Raw genomic sequence first — 15,058 nt, forward strand, 5'->3', positions numbered from 1 at the left:
GAACGGTGGTGGATCAGTGGGCGGCCGTCTCCAGGGTGGGGGCCGGCTGAGCCGTGGTGACGACCTGCGAGGCGGGCCGCCGGGCGGGGATCAGCAGGGCCGCGATCCCGGCCAGCCCGACCACGGCGGAGCCCACCACGAGGGCCGGCCGCAGCCCGTCCACGAAGTGCTGCGCGGTCTCATAGCCGCCCCGTGCCGCGAAGATCGACGACATCACGGCGATGCCGAGCGCTCCGCCGACCTCACGCAGGGCGTTGTTCGCGCCGGAGGCGATGCCCTGCTCCAGGGGCCGGACGCTGGACATGACCAGGTTGGATGCCGGGGCGAAATAGAGGGACATTCCGACACCGCTGATGATCAGGGCGGGCAGTTGGACGGCGTACGAGGCGTCGGCGGCGACCACGGAGGCGTAGTACGCAAGGCCGGCGGCCTGCAGGAAGAGCCCGGCGGCGACGACCGGACGTCCGCCGACGCGGTCGGAGAGGTAGCCGGCGACCGGCGCGATCAGCATGGGCATACCGGTCCAGGGCAGCATCCGCAACCCGGCCTGGGTCGGCGAGTAGCCCAGCACGCCCTGCATGTACTGGCTGAGCAGGAAGATCGAGCCGAACATCCCCAGGAACATCAGCAGGCTCGCGGCGTTGATCCCCGAGAAAGCGCGGGAGCGGAACAGCCGCATGGGGAGCATGGGGTTCTTGGCGCGGATGCCGTGGAGGACGAAGCCGACGAGCAGCGCGGTGCCCGCGAACAGGCCGGTCAGCACGAGCGGGGCGGTCCAGCCGTCGGCCGGGCCGCGCACCAGCCCGTACACGATCCCGAAGAGACCGCCGCTGACGAGCAGCGTGCCGGGGATGTCGAGCCGGGCTCCGGCGCCGTGCGACTCGGCGAGGCGGAGGCGGGCGAGCGGCAGGACCACGAGGCCGAGCGGAACGTTCAGCCAGAAGATCCAGTGCCACGACACGTGTTCGGTGAGGCTGCCGCCGATGAGGGGTCCCGACGCGACCGCGAGTCCGTTGACGGCACCCCAGATCCCGTATGCCATCCCGCGTTTCTCGGCCGGGACCGCGGCGGTGAGGAGGGTCAGCGTCAGCGGCATCATGATGGCCGCGCCGACGCCCTGGACGGCGCGGGCCGCGATCAGGGAGTCGAGGCCGGGTGCGAGCGCCGCGGCGGCGGACGCGCCCGTGAAGATGCTCAGCCCGGCGAGGAAGAGCCGCCTGCGGCCGAACCGGTCACCGAGGGCCGCGCCGAACATGAGCAGGACCGCGAAGGTGAGCGTGTACGCGCTCACGGTCCACTCCAGGTCGTCCAGCGCTCCCCCGAGGTCCCTGCGGATGGAGGGCAGGGCGGTGGTGACGACGAGGTTGTCGAGGGCCGCCATGAATCCGGCGACCCCGGTGATCACGAGGGCCCATGTCGCTCCCCCACGACGTGACTTCTGCTGTGACATCGCTCCCCCAGAAGGCGATCGCTGACGACGATTAGTTATTGCTGACTAACTTTCGCGAGCGTGAAAAGGCGACCGCCTTCCCAGCTGCGGTCACTTCTCCAGTCGGCCCTTGACGCGCGCCGAAGGATAGAGCCCCTCCCAGACCCGGTGCTCGGGCGGGAAACCCATGGCCACCAGACAGTTGACGAGCATTCCGTACGCCAAGAACGTCGTCGTCTCGTTGACCTCGGCCCCGAGCGGCAGGTGCACGGCCTCCCACAGCCGCATCCAGCCGGCCCGCACCGCCTCGCCGAACTCGTGATCACCGGCCTCCTCGGTGGCGGCCACCGCGACGTACATCTGCATCTGCATCATCAGCCTCTCGGGCCGCTCCGCGATGATCTTGGTGTACGCGTTCGCCATGGCATGCAGGGCCTCTTCACCCTCGAGGCCCTTGGACGCCTCCTCGAAGGTGCGGACAGTGTCCTCCATGCAGCGCTCGGACGCCGCGAGGAAGATCGCCTTCTTGCCCGGGAAGAGTCGGAAGAGATACGGCTGCGACACGCCGACACGCTTGGCGATCGCCTCGGTGGACGTGCCGTAGTAGCCGCCGCGCGCGAACTCGCTCGTCGCCGCACGGATGACGCTCTCGCGCCTCTCTTCTGCGCTCATCCTGACCATGCGAGAAAGTTAGTACTCAATCACTAACTACGTCAAGGGCTCCTGCGACGCCTCGGAAACCCGGCCCCAAGACCGTTCGACGACCAGGCAGAGCAGTGATCCGCCAATCTAGCCCGGAAGCCTCCGTACCGCAGTGTCGGGCAGCTTGTTCCACCAGTGGTCGTATCGGCTGTAGACCCGTGGATCGCGATCGGCCAGCAGCGTCGTCAAAGAACGGGCCTCTGCGGCAAGTCCGTCCCATGCCTCGGGCGAAAGGTCGTGGAAGGCCCTGGCCTCTATGCCACCGTCGACCGACCGCCACACCCCGGCGACGTAGCCATCGACCAGCAGCGTGGGCAGCACGTCGCCGTTGTTGCGCGTCACCAGCGGGCGGTAGGCCGGCGGGATCACGCGGCTGCGGTCGGCGTAGGCGAGCAGGATGCTGTCCCACATCGCCATGAGACGGGGCGGGGCCGAGGTGTACGCGGGCGGGCACGGAGCGCCGGGGACGTCGAACAGCATGGTGCCCTCGGGTCCCTGGAGCTCCTCGATGCGGCCGTCGAGCGTCCGGAGCGCGTGGCGGATCGGCGCCCGCGGCACCATGGCGAACTGTGCCATGTCGGCCACCGATGCCGGTCCGAACCCTTCCAGGTAGCGCAGGACGAGAGTGCGCAGCGCCTCCTGGTCCGTCTCCCGTCCCGTGGGCACACGGCCCACCGGCGCCGCGACGTAGGACGGCCGGGTGCCGAAGGACCACGGCTCGCCGGTGGCCACGTGCAGAAGCGGCGCGTAGGCCCGCAGCCCCCACCACGCCCTGGCCTTCTTCTCCGTCCCGAGCCGCTCCTCCAACCAGGCTTCCATCTCGGCAGCCGTTCGCGTCCGGTCGGTGAAAGACAGCAGCTGCGGCACCAACTCGCCGGCGTCGGCGGGCGTGAGCCCTGCCTCGGCGAAGCGGTAACCGAGCCGGGAGCCGTACAGAGTCGGCTGCATCGCCCTGCGGAAGGCCTCGTAGTCGTCGGCATGGACCGCATGGAGCGTGATCCGCATCAAGGTCGCCTTGACGACCGCGTGGCCGGTGAACGCGGTGTCCAGATCCGCTGGAGAGAACTCGGCCATCCGGTTCCACAACGCAAGGTACGGCGAGGCGGCATGCTGCGCCTGCAGCGCGACCACGCGACGGACGGCGTCGACAACACCCAGCGACTCCCGCCGCAGGAGCAGCTGCCGACTGAGCGTGGCTCGATTGAGTTCCCTCGCGGAGATGTGCACGGCCCAGGATTGTGCCGTGACAGCGACATGCAAAGAGGGGGGCGCTCAAGAACCTCACACGCGTAAGGGGCGCCCGCATCGGCGAACGCCCCTTGCCGAACCCGTGGTCAGGCCAGCCGTACGACCGCCCGTGACATGCCGAGCACCTTCTGGCCGGCGCTCGTCGCCGTCAGGTCGACGCGGACGGTGTGGTCGTCGAGCTTGGCCGCCACCTTGCCGCTGACCTCGATGAGGGCGCCCTGTTCGTCGTCGGGGACGACGACGGGCTTGGTGAAACGGACACCGTACTCGACGACGGCGCCCGGGTCCCCCACCCAGTCGGTCACCACGCGGACCGCCTCGGCCATGGTGAACATGCCGTGCGCGATGACGTCCGGCAGGCCCACCTCCTTGGCGAACCTCTCGTTCCAGTGGATCGGGTTGAAGTCCCCGGAGGCACCCGCGTACTGCACGAGCATGGCGCGCGTGACGGGAAAGGACTGCGCCGGCAGTTCGGTGCCGACCTCGACGGCGTCGTAGGCGATCTTCGCGGTCATCCTCGTCATGCCTCCTCTTCCGGCGCCCGGGCCACGAGCTTCGTCCAGGCGGTCACCACGTGCTCGCCCGCCGCGTCGTGGACGTCGCCGCGGATGTCCAGGATGTCGTTGCCGGCCAGAGACTTGATCGACTCGATGGTCGAGGTGACGCTCAGCCGGTCACCGGCGCGGACCGGGCGGGTGTATGCGAACTTCTGGTCGCCGTGCACCACGCGGCTGTAGTCCAGACCGAGCTTGGGGTCCTCGACGACCTGGCCCGCGGCCTTGTAGGTGATCGCGAAGACGAAGGTCGGCGGGGCGATCACATCGGGATGACCGAGCGCCTTGGCTGCCACCCGGTCCGTATAGGCTGGGTTGGCGTCCCCGATCGCCTCCGCGAACTCGCGGATCTTCTCCCGGCCGACCTCGTACGGGTCGGTGGGCGGGTAGGACCGCCCCACGAAGGACTGATCGAGCGCCATGGGCTCGGCACCTCCTGGTAGTTCCTCGGGTCGGGCCTCGCCGGAGGCTTCAGGCCCCGTTGTGCGGCCTTCTGCGTTCGGCCGGTGTGACCGGTTCTGGATCCGGCGACATGACAGATTCTGCTTCCTTCCGGTCGGCGCCCGGGTTTCACCCCGGTCGACGCGCCGTTCCGGGTTGCGTCCCGGTCGACGCGCCGTTCCGGGTTGCGTCCCGGTCGACGCGCCGTTCCGGGTTGCGTCCCGGTCGATGTGACCGATTCTGCGCTGCGTCCCGGTCCGTGCGGCCGATTCTGCGTTGCGGGCGCGTGACCGATACTGCGGCGCGGGCGCCTGACCGGTTTCTCGTCGACCGGTGGGCCCACCCTGCTGGACTCGCGTGGCCGATCGGACCTCTCGCTCCGGCCAGGCCCGGTGGGGCCATCTTCCCTCAGCCGCCCGGCCGGTCCGGCCGTCCTGCTTCGGTCGCGTGGCCGGTCGGTCTCATCCTGGTCGGTCCGCACAGCCGATCGACCCCGGTCGCCCGGTCACGGCTGCCGGTAGGCGGAGGCAACCAGGCGCGCCCGGCCAACGCCGCGAGGCCGCCCCCCTGGCTGCTGGGGACGGCCTCGCGGACGAGCCTGATTTATCGCGTCTCGCGGTGCGCAGTGTGCGCGTTGCAACGCGGGCAGTGCTTCTTCATCTCAAGGCGATCCGGGTTGTTGCGCCGGTTCTTCTTGGTGATGTAGTTCCGCTCCTTGCACTCCACGCAGGCCAGCGTGATCTTCGGGCGGACGTCGGTGGCAGCCACGTGAGTGCTCCTTGACGAACGGATAGACTGAATTAACGCAAGAAAGAGTAGCCGATCGAAGGACCGACCCCACAATCGGCTACTGTCAGTAGCGGTGACCGGACTTGAACCGGTGACACAGCGATTATGAGCCGCTTGCTCTACCGACTGAGCTACACCGCTGCGGTGCGATCAGATCCCGCCTCTCGACGAGAACCTTCTCCCACCAGAGCCCCAATACGGAATCGAACCGTAGACCTTCTCCTTACCATGGAGACGCTCTGCCGACTGAGCTATTGGGGCGAGCGATGAAGACATTACACGGTCGCCCGCCGTTCGCCCAAATCCGTTTCGCTGCACCCGCCCGGCTTGTTCCCATGCCTCCCGCAGGTCTCCCCCGGGCCCCGTGTGCCTCATCCGCTTCATCCGTCTCATACGACCGACGGCCCCGTCAGCGGCTGCCGCCCAGCGGCAGGGATGCACGGGAATTTCGTTTCGCAAGCATGAGCTGCGGCGTCCGCCGCCGGCCACGGCGCGAAGGACCACGTGGATACGTGCTGAGGGCGGAAGGACCACGTCGGTACGACTATTGCGCTCCTCCCCGCCGTGGCCGGGTCGTCACCCTAGGCTCGACTCACTCTGCGTGATCTTGCCCCTGGTGCGCAGCCGCCCCGGACCACAGGAGCGCGATGCCCGACAGCCGACCGCAGGCGCCCCACCTCGCGTCCTCGCCCTCGGTACCGGCCGATTCGACCGCCCTGCTGCTGTGCGGGGCGCGGCTCACCGACGGCCGGACGGTGGACGTGCGACTGGGCGGCGGGCGCATCGAGGCCGTGGGCACCGTGGGCAGCCTGGCCACGGGAGCCGTCGGCACCCGTGTCGACCTCCGCGGTTATCTGCTCCTGCCGGCCCCCGCCGAACCGCACGCGCACGGTGACACGGCCCTGTCCGCGGACGGCGACGGACCGGTGTCGTACCGGCCCGACGACGTCCAGCGTCGCACCACCGAGGCCGCGCTGCTGCAACTCGGACACGGCGCGACGGCCCTGCGCTCACACGTGCACATCGGTGACGTACAGGGCCTGGACGCGCTCACGGCGGTGCTGAACGCGCGGCGTTCGCTGTGCGGGCTCGCCGAGCTGACGGCGGTGGCGATGCCGCGGATACTGACCGGTGTCGCCGGGGCGGAAGGGCTCGCGATGCTGCGGGACGCGATGAAGATGGGCGCCACGGTGGTGGGCGGCTGCCCGGACGCGGATCCCGATCCGAGCGGGTACGTGGAGGCGGTCCTGGAGCTGGCCGGTGAGTTCGGCTGCCCGGTGGACCTGCACACGGACGCCGGCGATCCGGCACGCCTCGCCCGGTTCGCGGCGATGGCGGGCGGCCTGCGTCCCGGGGTGACGCTGGGCCCGTGCGGCGGTCTGGAACGCCTCCCGGCGGGGGCGGCCGCCCGTGCCGCGGACCGGCTCGCCGCCGCGGGGGTGACCGTAATCTGCCTGCCACAGGGCGGCTGTGGCGCGGTCGACGGGCGCGGCACGGCTCCGGTACGGCTGCTGAGTTCGGCCGGGGTTCGGGTGGCAGCCGGCAGTGGAGCACTCAGGGACGTCTCCAACCCGGTGGGGCGGGGGGACCCGCTGGAGGCGGCGTATCTGCTGGCGTCCCGGTACGGGCTGTCTCCCGAGGACGCGTACGACACGGTGAGCGCGTCGGCCCGGGCCGCGCTCGGGCTGCCCGAGGTACGCGTGGAGGCTGGCTTCCCGGCGGAACTGCTCGCCGTGCGCGGCGAGCAGCTGGCGGGCGCGTTGTCGCTCGCGTACAGCCGCATCGTCGTGCACCGGGGGCGCGTGGTGGCTCGTACCAGCGCGGTACGCGAGTACTGCAACTCGGCAGCGGTGGCGCTGGACCTCCCTCGGCAGGGGCGGGCGCAACCGTGATGAGCCCGCCGTGAGGGACGCCGGAGGCGGGTGGCTGGTGTCCACCGGTGGGAAACGGAGCCGTACGTGAAGTCGCGCGGCAAAGGCGCCCGTCCGGGCGTACGGTCGGAAACATGCGCATTGTCATCGCTGGTGGTCATGGTCAGATCGCGCTGCGGCTGGAGCGGCTGCTCGCCGCGCGCGGAGAAGAGGCCGCGGGGATCGTCCGGCGCACGGAACAGGCCGACGATCTGCGAGCGGCGGGCGCCGAACCGATCGTGTGCGACCTGGAGTCGGCGTCGGTCGAGGAGGTCGCCGCGCACCTGGAGGGGGCCGACGGGGCCGTCTTCGCGGCGGGCGCGGGCCCGGGCAGCGGCGCGGCCCGCAAGTACACGGTGGACCGGGACGCGGCGATCAAGTTCGCGGACGCGGCGGAACGGGCGGGCGTACGCCGTTTCGTCGTGGTCTCGTCGATGGGTGCGGACCCGGAACACCCGGGTGACGAGGTCTTCGACGTCTATCTGCGCGCGAAGGGCGAGGCCGACGCGTACGTACGCGCTCACAAGTCCCTGGACTGGACGATCCTGCGCCCCGGCTCGCTGACGAGCGACGCCGGCATCGGCCTCGTACGCCTGGAGGCGCACACCGGCCGCGGCGCGGTCCCGCGCGACGACGTGGCGGCGGTCCTCGCGGAACTCATCGACACACCCGCGACGGCCGGTCTGACCCTGGAACTGATCAGCGGTTCGACCCCGGTGTCCGTGGCGGTGAAGTCGGTGGCGGGGAACTGAAGGGTGTCGGTGCCGGAAGGGGTTCCGTCGGCGCATGCGGCGCTGCTGCGACAGATGTACGAGGTGTTCGCGACGGACGGCCGGGACGCGTTCATGTCGCGCTGTCTGTCCCCGGACGTCGACTGGCCGAACGTCCTGGACGGCGTACGGCTCCACGGCCGCGAGGAGGTACGCGCCTACTGGGCACGCCAGTTCGCGTCGGGCCACCCGCTGGTGCGTCTGGAGGGGCTGCGTCCGGACGAGGACGGCGAGGCGGTCGTCGCGACGGTACGCCCCGGGCTGCGCACCGCGACGGGCGACGAGTGGGCGGCGGAGACGGTGGAGCACGTGTACCGCTTCGACGCGGATGGCCTGGTGAACCGGATGGATGTGCGGCCCTCCTGACGGTACGTCGGAGGCCGTGGCCCCGGAGAAATCCGAACGGATCCGAAGAGATCCGAAGAGATCCGAAGAGATCCGAAGAGATCCGAAGAGATCCGAAGAGAAAGGTCAGAAATAGAGAGGTCAGAAGAGAGGAAGCTGACCGGGGAACTCCGGTACGGCGTACCCGTCGAGAGTGGGCTGCGCAGTGTCGGCCTGCGCCGGCCGACGGGATCCGGGACAGGAGACGAGCGCGCCGCGGCACGCGACGACGCCTACATCGCGCACGCCGGGCGGACGCTGACCGTCCGCTCGTGGCATGGCGTACTGGCCGACGACACCGGCAGCCCGGCGACACTCGTCGCGCACACGAAGACGGCCCACGGCACGCTCACCCTCGATCAGGACGGTCCGTTCAGCTACACACCCGACGCGCCTCGGCCGCGGCGGCGTGCGCACGGTCCGGCGGGCTCGCGACTTCATGGGGCCTGGTACGGCCTGGCCGGAACTGCTGTCCGCTGCTGGACAGTCGGCAGCAGAGGGCGTTGGCGATATCGACGCCCGTCTCCTGCTTTTCCAGGCGCCCGGTAGCGGGTTGGGCCTTGCCGGGGAGAAGCTGAGGTCATGGTCGAGCCTTGCGTGATCGTGGAGGCGCCCTGCGGATCTGGTGGCCGCCACGTAAGCGTCGATAACGAGATCCTGGGCACGGCGTACTCGCTGCACGAGTTGACCGTGTTTCTGCAATACGCCGGCGTGGTGGGCGGGGATGAGCTGGACGTGGCCGAATCGGAGCTCATCGAGTGGCACGGCGGTGGTCCGGAAGTCTGGCCGCGCCAGGGTGGTGGACCGGACTGCTGGGCGGCGCCAGGCGAGCCCGGCTCACTGGGGAGGGGAACGAGGAGCGCGTGAGACCTGGCGCAACTCTTGCGTGATCAAGGTCGCGGTGCGTCCCACAAGCGTGACCGAACCAGGGACGCGGGCCGAGGACACCACGATCGATCGTGCCCGCTGCGTGCCCGAAGGGCGGGGGAACCACCGGGAGCGGCGGACAGCCACAGTGATCAGAAAAGCGATCGATCCCGACGACACGTGCCGGTCAGGGGCCGATTCTCAGTAGCGAGGCGGCGCCAGGATTCGAACCTGGGCAGGCATAGCCGTCAGATGTGACCCTGACCAGCCCCGGGTCCGGGTGACACAAAAGCACCGTGACGGCGCGGGGTCCCATGGGGGCGGATCCCCTTCCACGCGGAGAGCAAGCAGTTCAGAGCATGGTTCTCGCGCGGCCTGTCTTCCGGGCCATAGGCGAGCTGAATCAGTGCTGTGACCGACTGCGGATTGGGTGCACCACACCTTGTCGCCACCTTGGCGCCGCGCTGGACCAGCGGCAGCCGGCGCGCCCTGCGCCCGGCCGTCACCCGCCTGTCAGTCACGTCGTTGGTCGAATCCTCACCACGGTGTTACCCCCGTCACCTAATCGTCGATCAAGAGGCGTCATGGGCATGCCACTCATAGGATTCCCGCTGGCAAGACGACCGATCTTGAACACAGGGGGAACCCTTGAAGAAGAAGCTCAGCCGTATCCTCGCCGTGGGTGGCGCCGCCCTCGCCGCCCTCGCCTTCGCCGCGAGCCCCGCGTCCGCCGGCGGGGTCTCCAAGACGATCAGCGGGGCGTACGGCAGCGGGGATTTCTACTACGCGAGCAAGACCGACGCCAACAAGATCTACCTGAAGCTGCTCGACCGTGAGGCCGACGGGCACCACGTCCGCATCCGGGTGCAGTCCCTCACCCCGAGCCGCGTGCTGACCAGCTACGCCTGGCGTTCGGTCACCACCGGCGCCGGCACCTCCGACGAGTGGGTGACCTCGCTGCAGGACACCCGCGGCATCTGGGCGCTGCGCGTCCAGGTCTGCGTCTTCGAGAAGGACACGGCGCTGGGCTGCGGCGAGTCCGACTGGGACGGCAACACCTACTACTGAGCCCTCAGCCTGAAGCTCGGCTCCCGTTCAGGAGCCGAGCGTCTCCACCTACGGGAGAGTGCGTTGTCCTGGCCTGGGTGGTGTATCAGCGGGTGCAGACGTAGCGTTCGCCTGTGAATGAAGTCGCGTTGGAGCTGCTGCCGCCGGGGCGGATGCTCCATACGTGTTCGTCCTGGCTCACGTCGAAGAAGTCGACGTAGACGGACAGGTTGTTCCAGTAGGACCCCACGCTGGCGATCCCGTAGTTGAGGAGGTCCCAGCAGACGCCGTGCCTTTGGGTGGTGAAGGCCATGTTGTTGAAACCGGTGTCCTTGTACAGGCACAGCCATCCGGTGCGGCACGGCTCTGCGGCCGATGCCGGCGCTGGGGAGAGGACGAGGCCGCCTGCCGTCGTGGCCAGCAGTGTGAGCAGGAGGGCTCGGAGCCGCAGTCTTCGCATGGTGTCTCCATTTGATGGCAGGCAGTCCGGAATTGGTCATGGACACGGAAACTTCCGCTCACGGCAAGGGTAGGGCGTGCCGTGGATCCTGTTGCGGCGACGGCCTAATTGCCCAGAGGGGCCGTGGTCACGCAATGCCCCGGCCTTTCGCCTCGTGGCCGGTGAGACACGGCGGGGCGGCCGTGGGCTTTGCGGCCCCTGTTGCTGTCATCGGCGGTGATGCAGTTGGGCCGCCGACCTGACAGTCGGCGGCCCAGCTGCGTTGGATGGCTGAACGGTCACGCCTCTGAGAGGTCAGGTGCGTTCGCGCCGTCTGCGGGTCTGCGTGGCCGCAGTGACCGTGAGGCAGCCGGCCAGTACCAGGGCGAGGCTGCTCGCGGCCAGGCGCTCCGTTGAGGTTCCCCCGCTGCGCGGGAGGGACGCCCCGGTGTCGGGGAGGTGGCCGCCTGGCTTGTGGCCGTGTCCGCCCTTGCCGCCGCGTGCGATGTACTTGTCGGTGACGGAGATACGGCTGGTGACACCGGCTCGGACCGTAGTGGTAGTGGGTTGGATCTTCACCTGGGCGAGACTGACCTTTTTGTTCTCGCCGGTCGTGCTCTCCCTGACGGTGCAGCGCGTGCCGGCCGGGATGCCGCTGACGACTGGCTGACGGTACGTGCCGGCTCCCGTGCCCGCGTCGATGACGAACTTCCGGTCGAATGCGCCACCCGGCACGTCACAGTGGAGCCGGATGACCACCTTTCCCTGGAGTCCGGCGCCCGGCACCTTGATGGGGATGCCGTATCCCGAGAACCTTGATCACCACTTCGTGGTGGACCCGGCGAAGTTCGACTTCTATGCCATGGACTGCTACCGGCTGCTCGGAGAGGATCGGTTCGCCGAGAACCTTGCCGGCGAGGTGATCCGGGCGGGCACCGACTTCGACGGGTCCGAGCGATCACCGATGCGGATGGCGGAGGCGAGGATCACCCTCGGCGTGGTTGCCGCACGGCAGGGCGACTTGGACCAGGCGGTGAACTACGGCGAGTGGGCCTTGAAAGGCGACAGGCAGTCGCTGCCGTCCCTGCTCATGGTCAGCCGCGAGCTTGCGGCCATCGTCAACCGCGACTTCGCCACCGAGCCGACTGGTCGTGAGTACCTCGATCACCTCACCGCACTGAGCCGCGCAAACTAGAGCCTGTTACGGGTTTCTCTACCTCATCAAGCCCCGGCTGCGCTCCGCTCCGCCGGGCGCGCTCCCGGCTCCGCCGCGGGCGCCGCTCCTGCCTCCGGAGGGGGATCGGCCGGCACCGGGATGAAGGGGGCGCCGTTCCTGACCGCGGGTCCATCGTGGCGTGCGCGGGGGTGCTCCCATCCCGTCCACCATCGACCCAGGCAGAGCCGAGCAGACGCGGCCCATGGCGTCCAGGTCGTTCGTACAGTGGCGCGCTCCACCTGGACGCCAGGAACCACGCCCGCTCCATGGTGTGTGGGTCGACGGCGGACGGGATGGGAGCTGGGGAAGGTGGTGGGTTGAGGAGGGATGATGCCGTCATGGCAGATGAGTCGAGGCGCTCCCTCAGCGACCTTCATCAGGGCGAGACAGTCCAAGCAGCGATCACCAGTCACGAGCCATGGGGCCTCATGGCGCAACTCAACGACTACGAACCCGTGGGCGCCTCGCTGGATCTGATTCGCCGCAGTAGCGAGCCCGGGGTGAAACGACTCGCCCAGGAATTGCCTCCTGTGGGCACGACTGTTGACCTCGTCATAGGGGAAGTGCGCGTGTGGCACCGCAAACCCTGGATATGGGTGGACCTCACGGCACCCGATCACGGCGAAGACTGACTGTGTCCCCTGCGTGCCCGATCAAAGGGCGAGTGACGGGGACCGACGGGGGAACGTCGGCGAGCATGCAACGAAAACGCAGGTCAGCGGCTCGCCAGCTCAGGCCCATCCGCATACGCGATCTTCCAAACTCGTGCTCTTTAGTGGCGCATGCCATCATCGAGCGATGCTGACCAAGGAGGATGCCCGCCAGTTGGTGCTCGCTGAGATCGAGCAGGTACGGGGCTGCGTCGAGTACGAGCTTGGGATCCTCCGCGTACAACAGTTGTCATTCGGGTGGATCTTCTACTGGGGAGCGGTCGGCGATGGACGGAGCGGACAGCGCCCTCGTCTCGGAGGCAATGGCCCCTTCCTGGTGGACTGTGAGAACGAGCGGCTGATCCGAACCGCGACCGGCGTGCCCGTCCCCCCGTCAGATCGCGAACTACGAGCGTCGCCTGCGACGCGAGGCTCACGCCCGGAACGCGGCAGCCAAGCGAGCTGTACAGCAAGGAAGTACAGCAACCACGGCGACCACGGACGACCAGCGCCCATCCCGGGCGACTGGTTAACAGCTCCATAGACCCCAGCGACCTCGGCGCCCATAGTTCGCATCGAGGGGCTCACGTGCCCGCTGCGTGCCCGTTCCTAGGGGGACGTAACAGAGGGGCTCCAGGGCAGCTTCTGGCTAGGCTGCGGGCATGATGGAGCATCCTGGCTTCGGCGCGATGCTGGCGTGGCTGCTGGACCACCGGGAACTTGGCGTGCAGGAGTTGGCCGACCGCGCCGGGGTGACGGCAGACGAGGTCAGCGCGGTGCTCGCAGGGGAGCGCCCAGGCGAGGGGCTGCTCCGACGGCTTGCGCCCGCGCTGGGTTTCCACGCCGTCGATCTGTTCATCCTCGCGGGGTTGGCGGTCCCGGACGATATGGCGCCGTTGGACGACACGGCCGCGAACTGGGTGGCGACCACCGTGACGGATGCGGTGCGCCTCCCCGCAGCGGGACGCCGTGAACTTCTGAAGCTGATCCGCTCACTGCCGCAGGAGGAACGGCGTTCCAGCTTCGCCCCGAAGCCTCTCATGCCCCTCGCCGGCGGTCCGGGCTCTTGGGTGATCCGCATGCTCCAGTACCGCAACCTGAACTGGATGGGCATGGCGAAGACGCTTGCGTTCGTGACGCCCACATATCTGTCGGCGGCCACCTACGGGGTGATCGGCTCCGGTCGTAAGGAGCTGACCCCACGCTTGGTGACGGACTTCTCTGTCCTGCTGGGGGTGGACGCCCGCGAACTGGCCGCGCTGACGGGCGTCTTCCTGCGTGGGATGCCGCTCTCTCCGTCCCCGGAAGCCGTGGACGCCGCAGCGCTGCTGTGGGAGGCGCGACGGCTGTCCGCCGTCCAGGCGCGACACGTCGCCGAGCTGGCACGCGCTCTGCGCGACAATTCCCGCGCCGGGTAGCTCGTCAGCCTGCCCGGATCCTGACACCCGTCGGCCCCGCACCTTGAGGTTCCCCCGCTGCGCGGGAGTGGCTGACTAGCAGGTCAGGGCGGATTGACGTGGTTTCAGGTTCGTTCCGGCCGCGATGCTCCGGTGCCGTCACATGGCGTCGACGCACCGGAGATTCGCATGCCACGGACTGCCGAATCCGGTTCAGATGCTGGATCCGCCGTCCACGGTCAGCAGCGCGCCGGTGATGTAGGCGGCCTTCTCACTGGCGAGGAACACGACCGCCTTGGCGACGTCGCTGGGGGTGCCCATGCGTCCGAGTGCCGTCATGGCCGCCTGGGGGGCCGCATTCGGTCCATCTGCGGGATTCATGTCCGTGTCGGTGGCCCCGGGCTGCACGACGTTGACGGTGATGCCCCGTGAGCCGAAGTCGCGCGCCCACCCCCGGCCGAGCTGATCGATCGCCGCCTTGCTCGCCGCGTATTCGGCGACACCAGAGACGGGGACACGGTGGGCTACGGTGCTTCCCACCAGGATGACGCGCCCGCCGTCGGTCAGAAAGCGCGACGCGGAGTGTGTGGTGACGATGGTTCCCATCACGTTGGTGGCCATCATCCGCTGAACCCCTTCCTGGAGTTCGAGGTCCACCTGGTCCACGGTGCCCATCACAGCGATGCCGGCCGAGTTCACCAGTACGTCGATCTGACCCCCGAAGAATTCGGCGGCCTTCTCCACAGCGGTCGACGCCTCGTGCGGTACAGCCTGATCCGCCTGCACGGCGAGCGCCTTCGCCCCAAGGCCGGTCAGTTCGGCGACAACGGTCTCGGCCCGCTCGCGCGACTTCCGGTAGGTGATCACGACATGCGCACCCTCGCGTGCGCATTCACGGGCGATCTCCGCACCGATACCCCGCGACCCTCCGGTCACGAGCACCGTGCGTCCTGTCAGAGCCTTGGACAAGGTGGACATGGTGATAACTCCTTATGCGCTGCTGAGCTGCCTTTCAGCTACGCAACCGAAGCTAGAGTTTGACACTAATGTGAACGTCAAGCCCGATCTGAACCTTTACACTGATGTAAAGGTTGGCCTCCGGTGCCATCAAGCGCCGCATCCCTCTCTGTCAGCCTGTGGTGAGACGCCCTTCTGTGAACGTTTAACCTGAGAGGGCACGACAGGAGATTGCACACCCATGAGCAGTAGTGAACC

General features: G+C 68.7%; 19 protein-coding genes and 2 tRNA genes. 9 read left to right on the forward strand and 12 right to left on the reverse strand.

All coding sequences use genetic code 11. The features are described from left to right. Positions 1 to 13: 13 nt before the first annotated feature. The 8 genes from ACZ3TS_RS07615 to ACZ3TS_RS07650 form a co-directional block, all read right to left on the reverse strand. Entirely contained in the window at positions 14 to 1,450 is a 1,437-nt protein-coding gene (locus ACZ3TS_RS07615) for a DHA2 family efflux MFS transporter permease subunit (protein WP_467614504.1), read from the reverse strand. A gap of 90 nt (positions 1,451 to 1,540) precedes the next feature. After that, complete coding sequence (locus tag ACZ3TS_RS07620; protein ID WP_467614506.1) at positions 1,541 to 2,110, reverse strand: TetR/AcrR family transcriptional regulator; 570 nt, start codon at positions 2,108 to 2,110, stop codon at positions 1,541 to 1,543. A 108-nt stretch (positions 2,111 to 2,218) separates the two neighbouring features. After that, complete coding sequence (locus tag ACZ3TS_RS07625; RefSeq protein ID WP_467614508.1) at positions 2,219 to 3,358, reverse strand: winged helix DNA-binding domain-containing protein; 1,140 nt, start codon at positions 3,356 to 3,358, stop codon at positions 2,219 to 2,221. Positions 3,359 to 3,465: 107 nt separating this feature from the next. Beyond that, positions 3,466 to 3,894: a MaoC family dehydratase gene (locus ACZ3TS_RS07630; RefSeq protein ID WP_467614567.1), complete on the reverse strand. Its 429-nt coding sequence runs from the start codon at positions 3,892 to 3,894 to the stop codon at positions 3,466 to 3,468. 5 nt (positions 3,895 to 3,899) lie between these two features. After that, positions 3,900 to 4,355, reverse strand: coding sequence for an FAS1-like dehydratase domain-containing protein (locus ACZ3TS_RS07635; RefSeq protein WP_467614511.1), 456 nt, complete (start codon positions 4,353 to 4,355; stop codon positions 3,900 to 3,902). A gap of 622 nt (positions 4,356 to 4,977) precedes the next feature. Next, positions 4,978 to 5,142: a 50S ribosomal protein L33 gene (gene rpmG, locus ACZ3TS_RS07640; protein ID WP_003948671.1), complete on the reverse strand. Its 165-nt coding sequence runs from the start codon at positions 5,140 to 5,142 to the stop codon at positions 4,978 to 4,980. Positions 5,143 to 5,231: 89 nt separating this feature from the next. Next, positions 5,232 to 5,304, reverse strand: a tRNA-Met gene (locus ACZ3TS_RS07645). A gap of 47 nt (positions 5,305 to 5,351) precedes the next feature. Then, a tRNA-Thr gene (locus tag ACZ3TS_RS07650) sits at positions 5,352 to 5,424 on the reverse strand. Between the two features lie 386 nt (positions 5,425 to 5,810). Here ACZ3TS_RS07650 and ACZ3TS_RS07655 point away from each other — a divergent pair. The 3 genes from ACZ3TS_RS07655 to ACZ3TS_RS07665 all read left to right on the forward strand — a co-directional run bounded on the left by ACZ3TS_RS07655 (position 5,811) and on the right by ACZ3TS_RS07665 (position 8,209). After that, a complete protein-coding gene (locus tag ACZ3TS_RS07655; protein ID WP_467614514.1) occupies positions 5,811 to 7,055 on the forward strand; it encodes an amidohydrolase family protein in 1,245 nt (414 codons plus the stop codon). 113 nt (positions 7,056 to 7,168) lie between these two features. Next, positions 7,169 to 7,825, forward strand: coding sequence for an SDR family oxidoreductase (locus tag ACZ3TS_RS07660; RefSeq protein WP_467614517.1), 657 nt, complete (start codon positions 7,169 to 7,171; stop codon positions 7,823 to 7,825). A 3-nt stretch (positions 7,826 to 7,828) separates the two neighbouring features. Further along, complete coding sequence (locus ACZ3TS_RS07665; protein ID WP_467614519.1) at positions 7,829 to 8,209, forward strand: nuclear transport factor 2 family protein; 381 nt, start codon at positions 7,829 to 7,831, stop codon at positions 8,207 to 8,209. A 120-nt stretch (positions 8,210 to 8,329) separates the two neighbouring features. Here the strand turns inward: ACZ3TS_RS07665 and ACZ3TS_RS07670 are convergent, their stop codons facing one another. After that, positions 8,330 to 8,569, reverse strand: a complete 240-nt coding sequence (locus tag ACZ3TS_RS07670) for a hypothetical protein (protein WP_467614521.1) — start codon at positions 8,567 to 8,569, stop codon at positions 8,330 to 8,332. Here ACZ3TS_RS07670 and ACZ3TS_RS07675 point away from each other — a divergent pair. From ACZ3TS_RS07675 to ACZ3TS_RS07685, 3 genes are all read left to right on the forward strand, one after another. Then, positions 8,486 to 8,776 (forward strand): Ig-like domain-containing protein, encoded by a 291-nt coding sequence (locus ACZ3TS_RS07675; protein WP_467614569.1) that lies wholly within the window; start codon positions 8,486 to 8,488, stop codon positions 8,774 to 8,776. The genes ACZ3TS_RS07670 and ACZ3TS_RS07675 overlap by 84 nt on opposite strands. A 33-nt stretch (positions 8,777 to 8,809) precedes the next feature. Further along, positions 8,810 to 9,094 carry a hypothetical protein gene (locus ACZ3TS_RS07680; RefSeq protein ID WP_467614523.1) on the forward strand — a complete coding sequence of 95 codons (285 nt, stop codon included), beginning with the start codon at positions 8,810 to 8,812 and terminating at the stop codon, positions 9,092 to 9,094. A 648-nt stretch (positions 9,095 to 9,742) separates the two neighbouring features. Then, on the forward strand, positions 9,743 to 10,162 hold the full coding sequence (locus ACZ3TS_RS07685) for a hypothetical protein (RefSeq protein WP_467614526.1): 420 nt from the start codon (positions 9,743 to 9,745) through the stop codon (positions 10,160 to 10,162). Positions 10,163 to 10,247: 85 nt separating this feature from the next. Here ACZ3TS_RS07685 and ACZ3TS_RS07690 read toward each other — a convergent pair whose 3' ends face one another. Together ACZ3TS_RS07690 and ACZ3TS_RS07695 are read right to left on the reverse strand one after the other, a co-directional pair. Then, positions 10,248 to 10,601 (reverse strand): peptidase inhibitor family I36 protein, encoded by a 354-nt coding sequence (locus tag ACZ3TS_RS07690; protein WP_467614529.1) that lies wholly within the window; start codon positions 10,599 to 10,601, stop codon positions 10,248 to 10,250. A gap of 294 nt (positions 10,602 to 10,895) precedes the next feature. Further along, positions 10,896 to 11,339: a DUF5979 domain-containing protein gene (locus ACZ3TS_RS07695; RefSeq protein WP_467614531.1), complete on the reverse strand. Its 444-nt coding sequence runs from the start codon at positions 11,337 to 11,339 to the stop codon at positions 10,896 to 10,898. On the opposite strand from ACZ3TS_RS07695, the gene ACZ3TS_RS07700 reads away from it, so the two are divergent. The 3 genes from ACZ3TS_RS07700 to ACZ3TS_RS07710 all read left to right on the forward strand — a co-directional run bounded on the left by ACZ3TS_RS07700 (position 11,332) and on the right by ACZ3TS_RS07710 (position 13,864). Further along, positions 11,332 to 11,775, forward strand: a complete 444-nt coding sequence (locus tag ACZ3TS_RS07700; protein ID WP_467614534.1) for a hypothetical protein — start codon at positions 11,332 to 11,334, stop codon at positions 11,773 to 11,775. The genes ACZ3TS_RS07695 and ACZ3TS_RS07700 overlap by 8 nt on opposite strands. Before the next feature lie 359 nt (positions 11,776 to 12,134). Further along, entirely contained in the window at positions 12,135 to 12,428 is a 294-nt protein-coding gene (locus ACZ3TS_RS07705) for a hypothetical protein (RefSeq protein WP_467614537.1), read from the forward strand. Between the two features lie 680 nt (positions 12,429 to 13,108). Beyond that, entirely contained in the window at positions 13,109 to 13,864 is a 756-nt protein-coding gene (locus ACZ3TS_RS07710) for a hypothetical protein (protein WP_467614541.1), read from the forward strand. Positions 13,865 to 14,056: 192 nt separating this feature from the next. Here ACZ3TS_RS07710 and ACZ3TS_RS07715 read toward each other — a convergent pair whose 3' ends face one another. Further along, the gene (locus ACZ3TS_RS07715; protein ID WP_467614542.1) at positions 14,057 to 14,821 is read right to left on the reverse strand and encodes an SDR family NAD(P)-dependent oxidoreductase; all 765 of its coding nucleotides are present in this window, start codon (positions 14,819 to 14,821) and stop codon (positions 14,057 to 14,059) included. Positions 14,822 to 15,058 lie beyond the last annotated feature (237 nt).

The sequence above is a fragment of the Streptomyces sp. NPDC022910 genome (assembly GCF_055561075.1).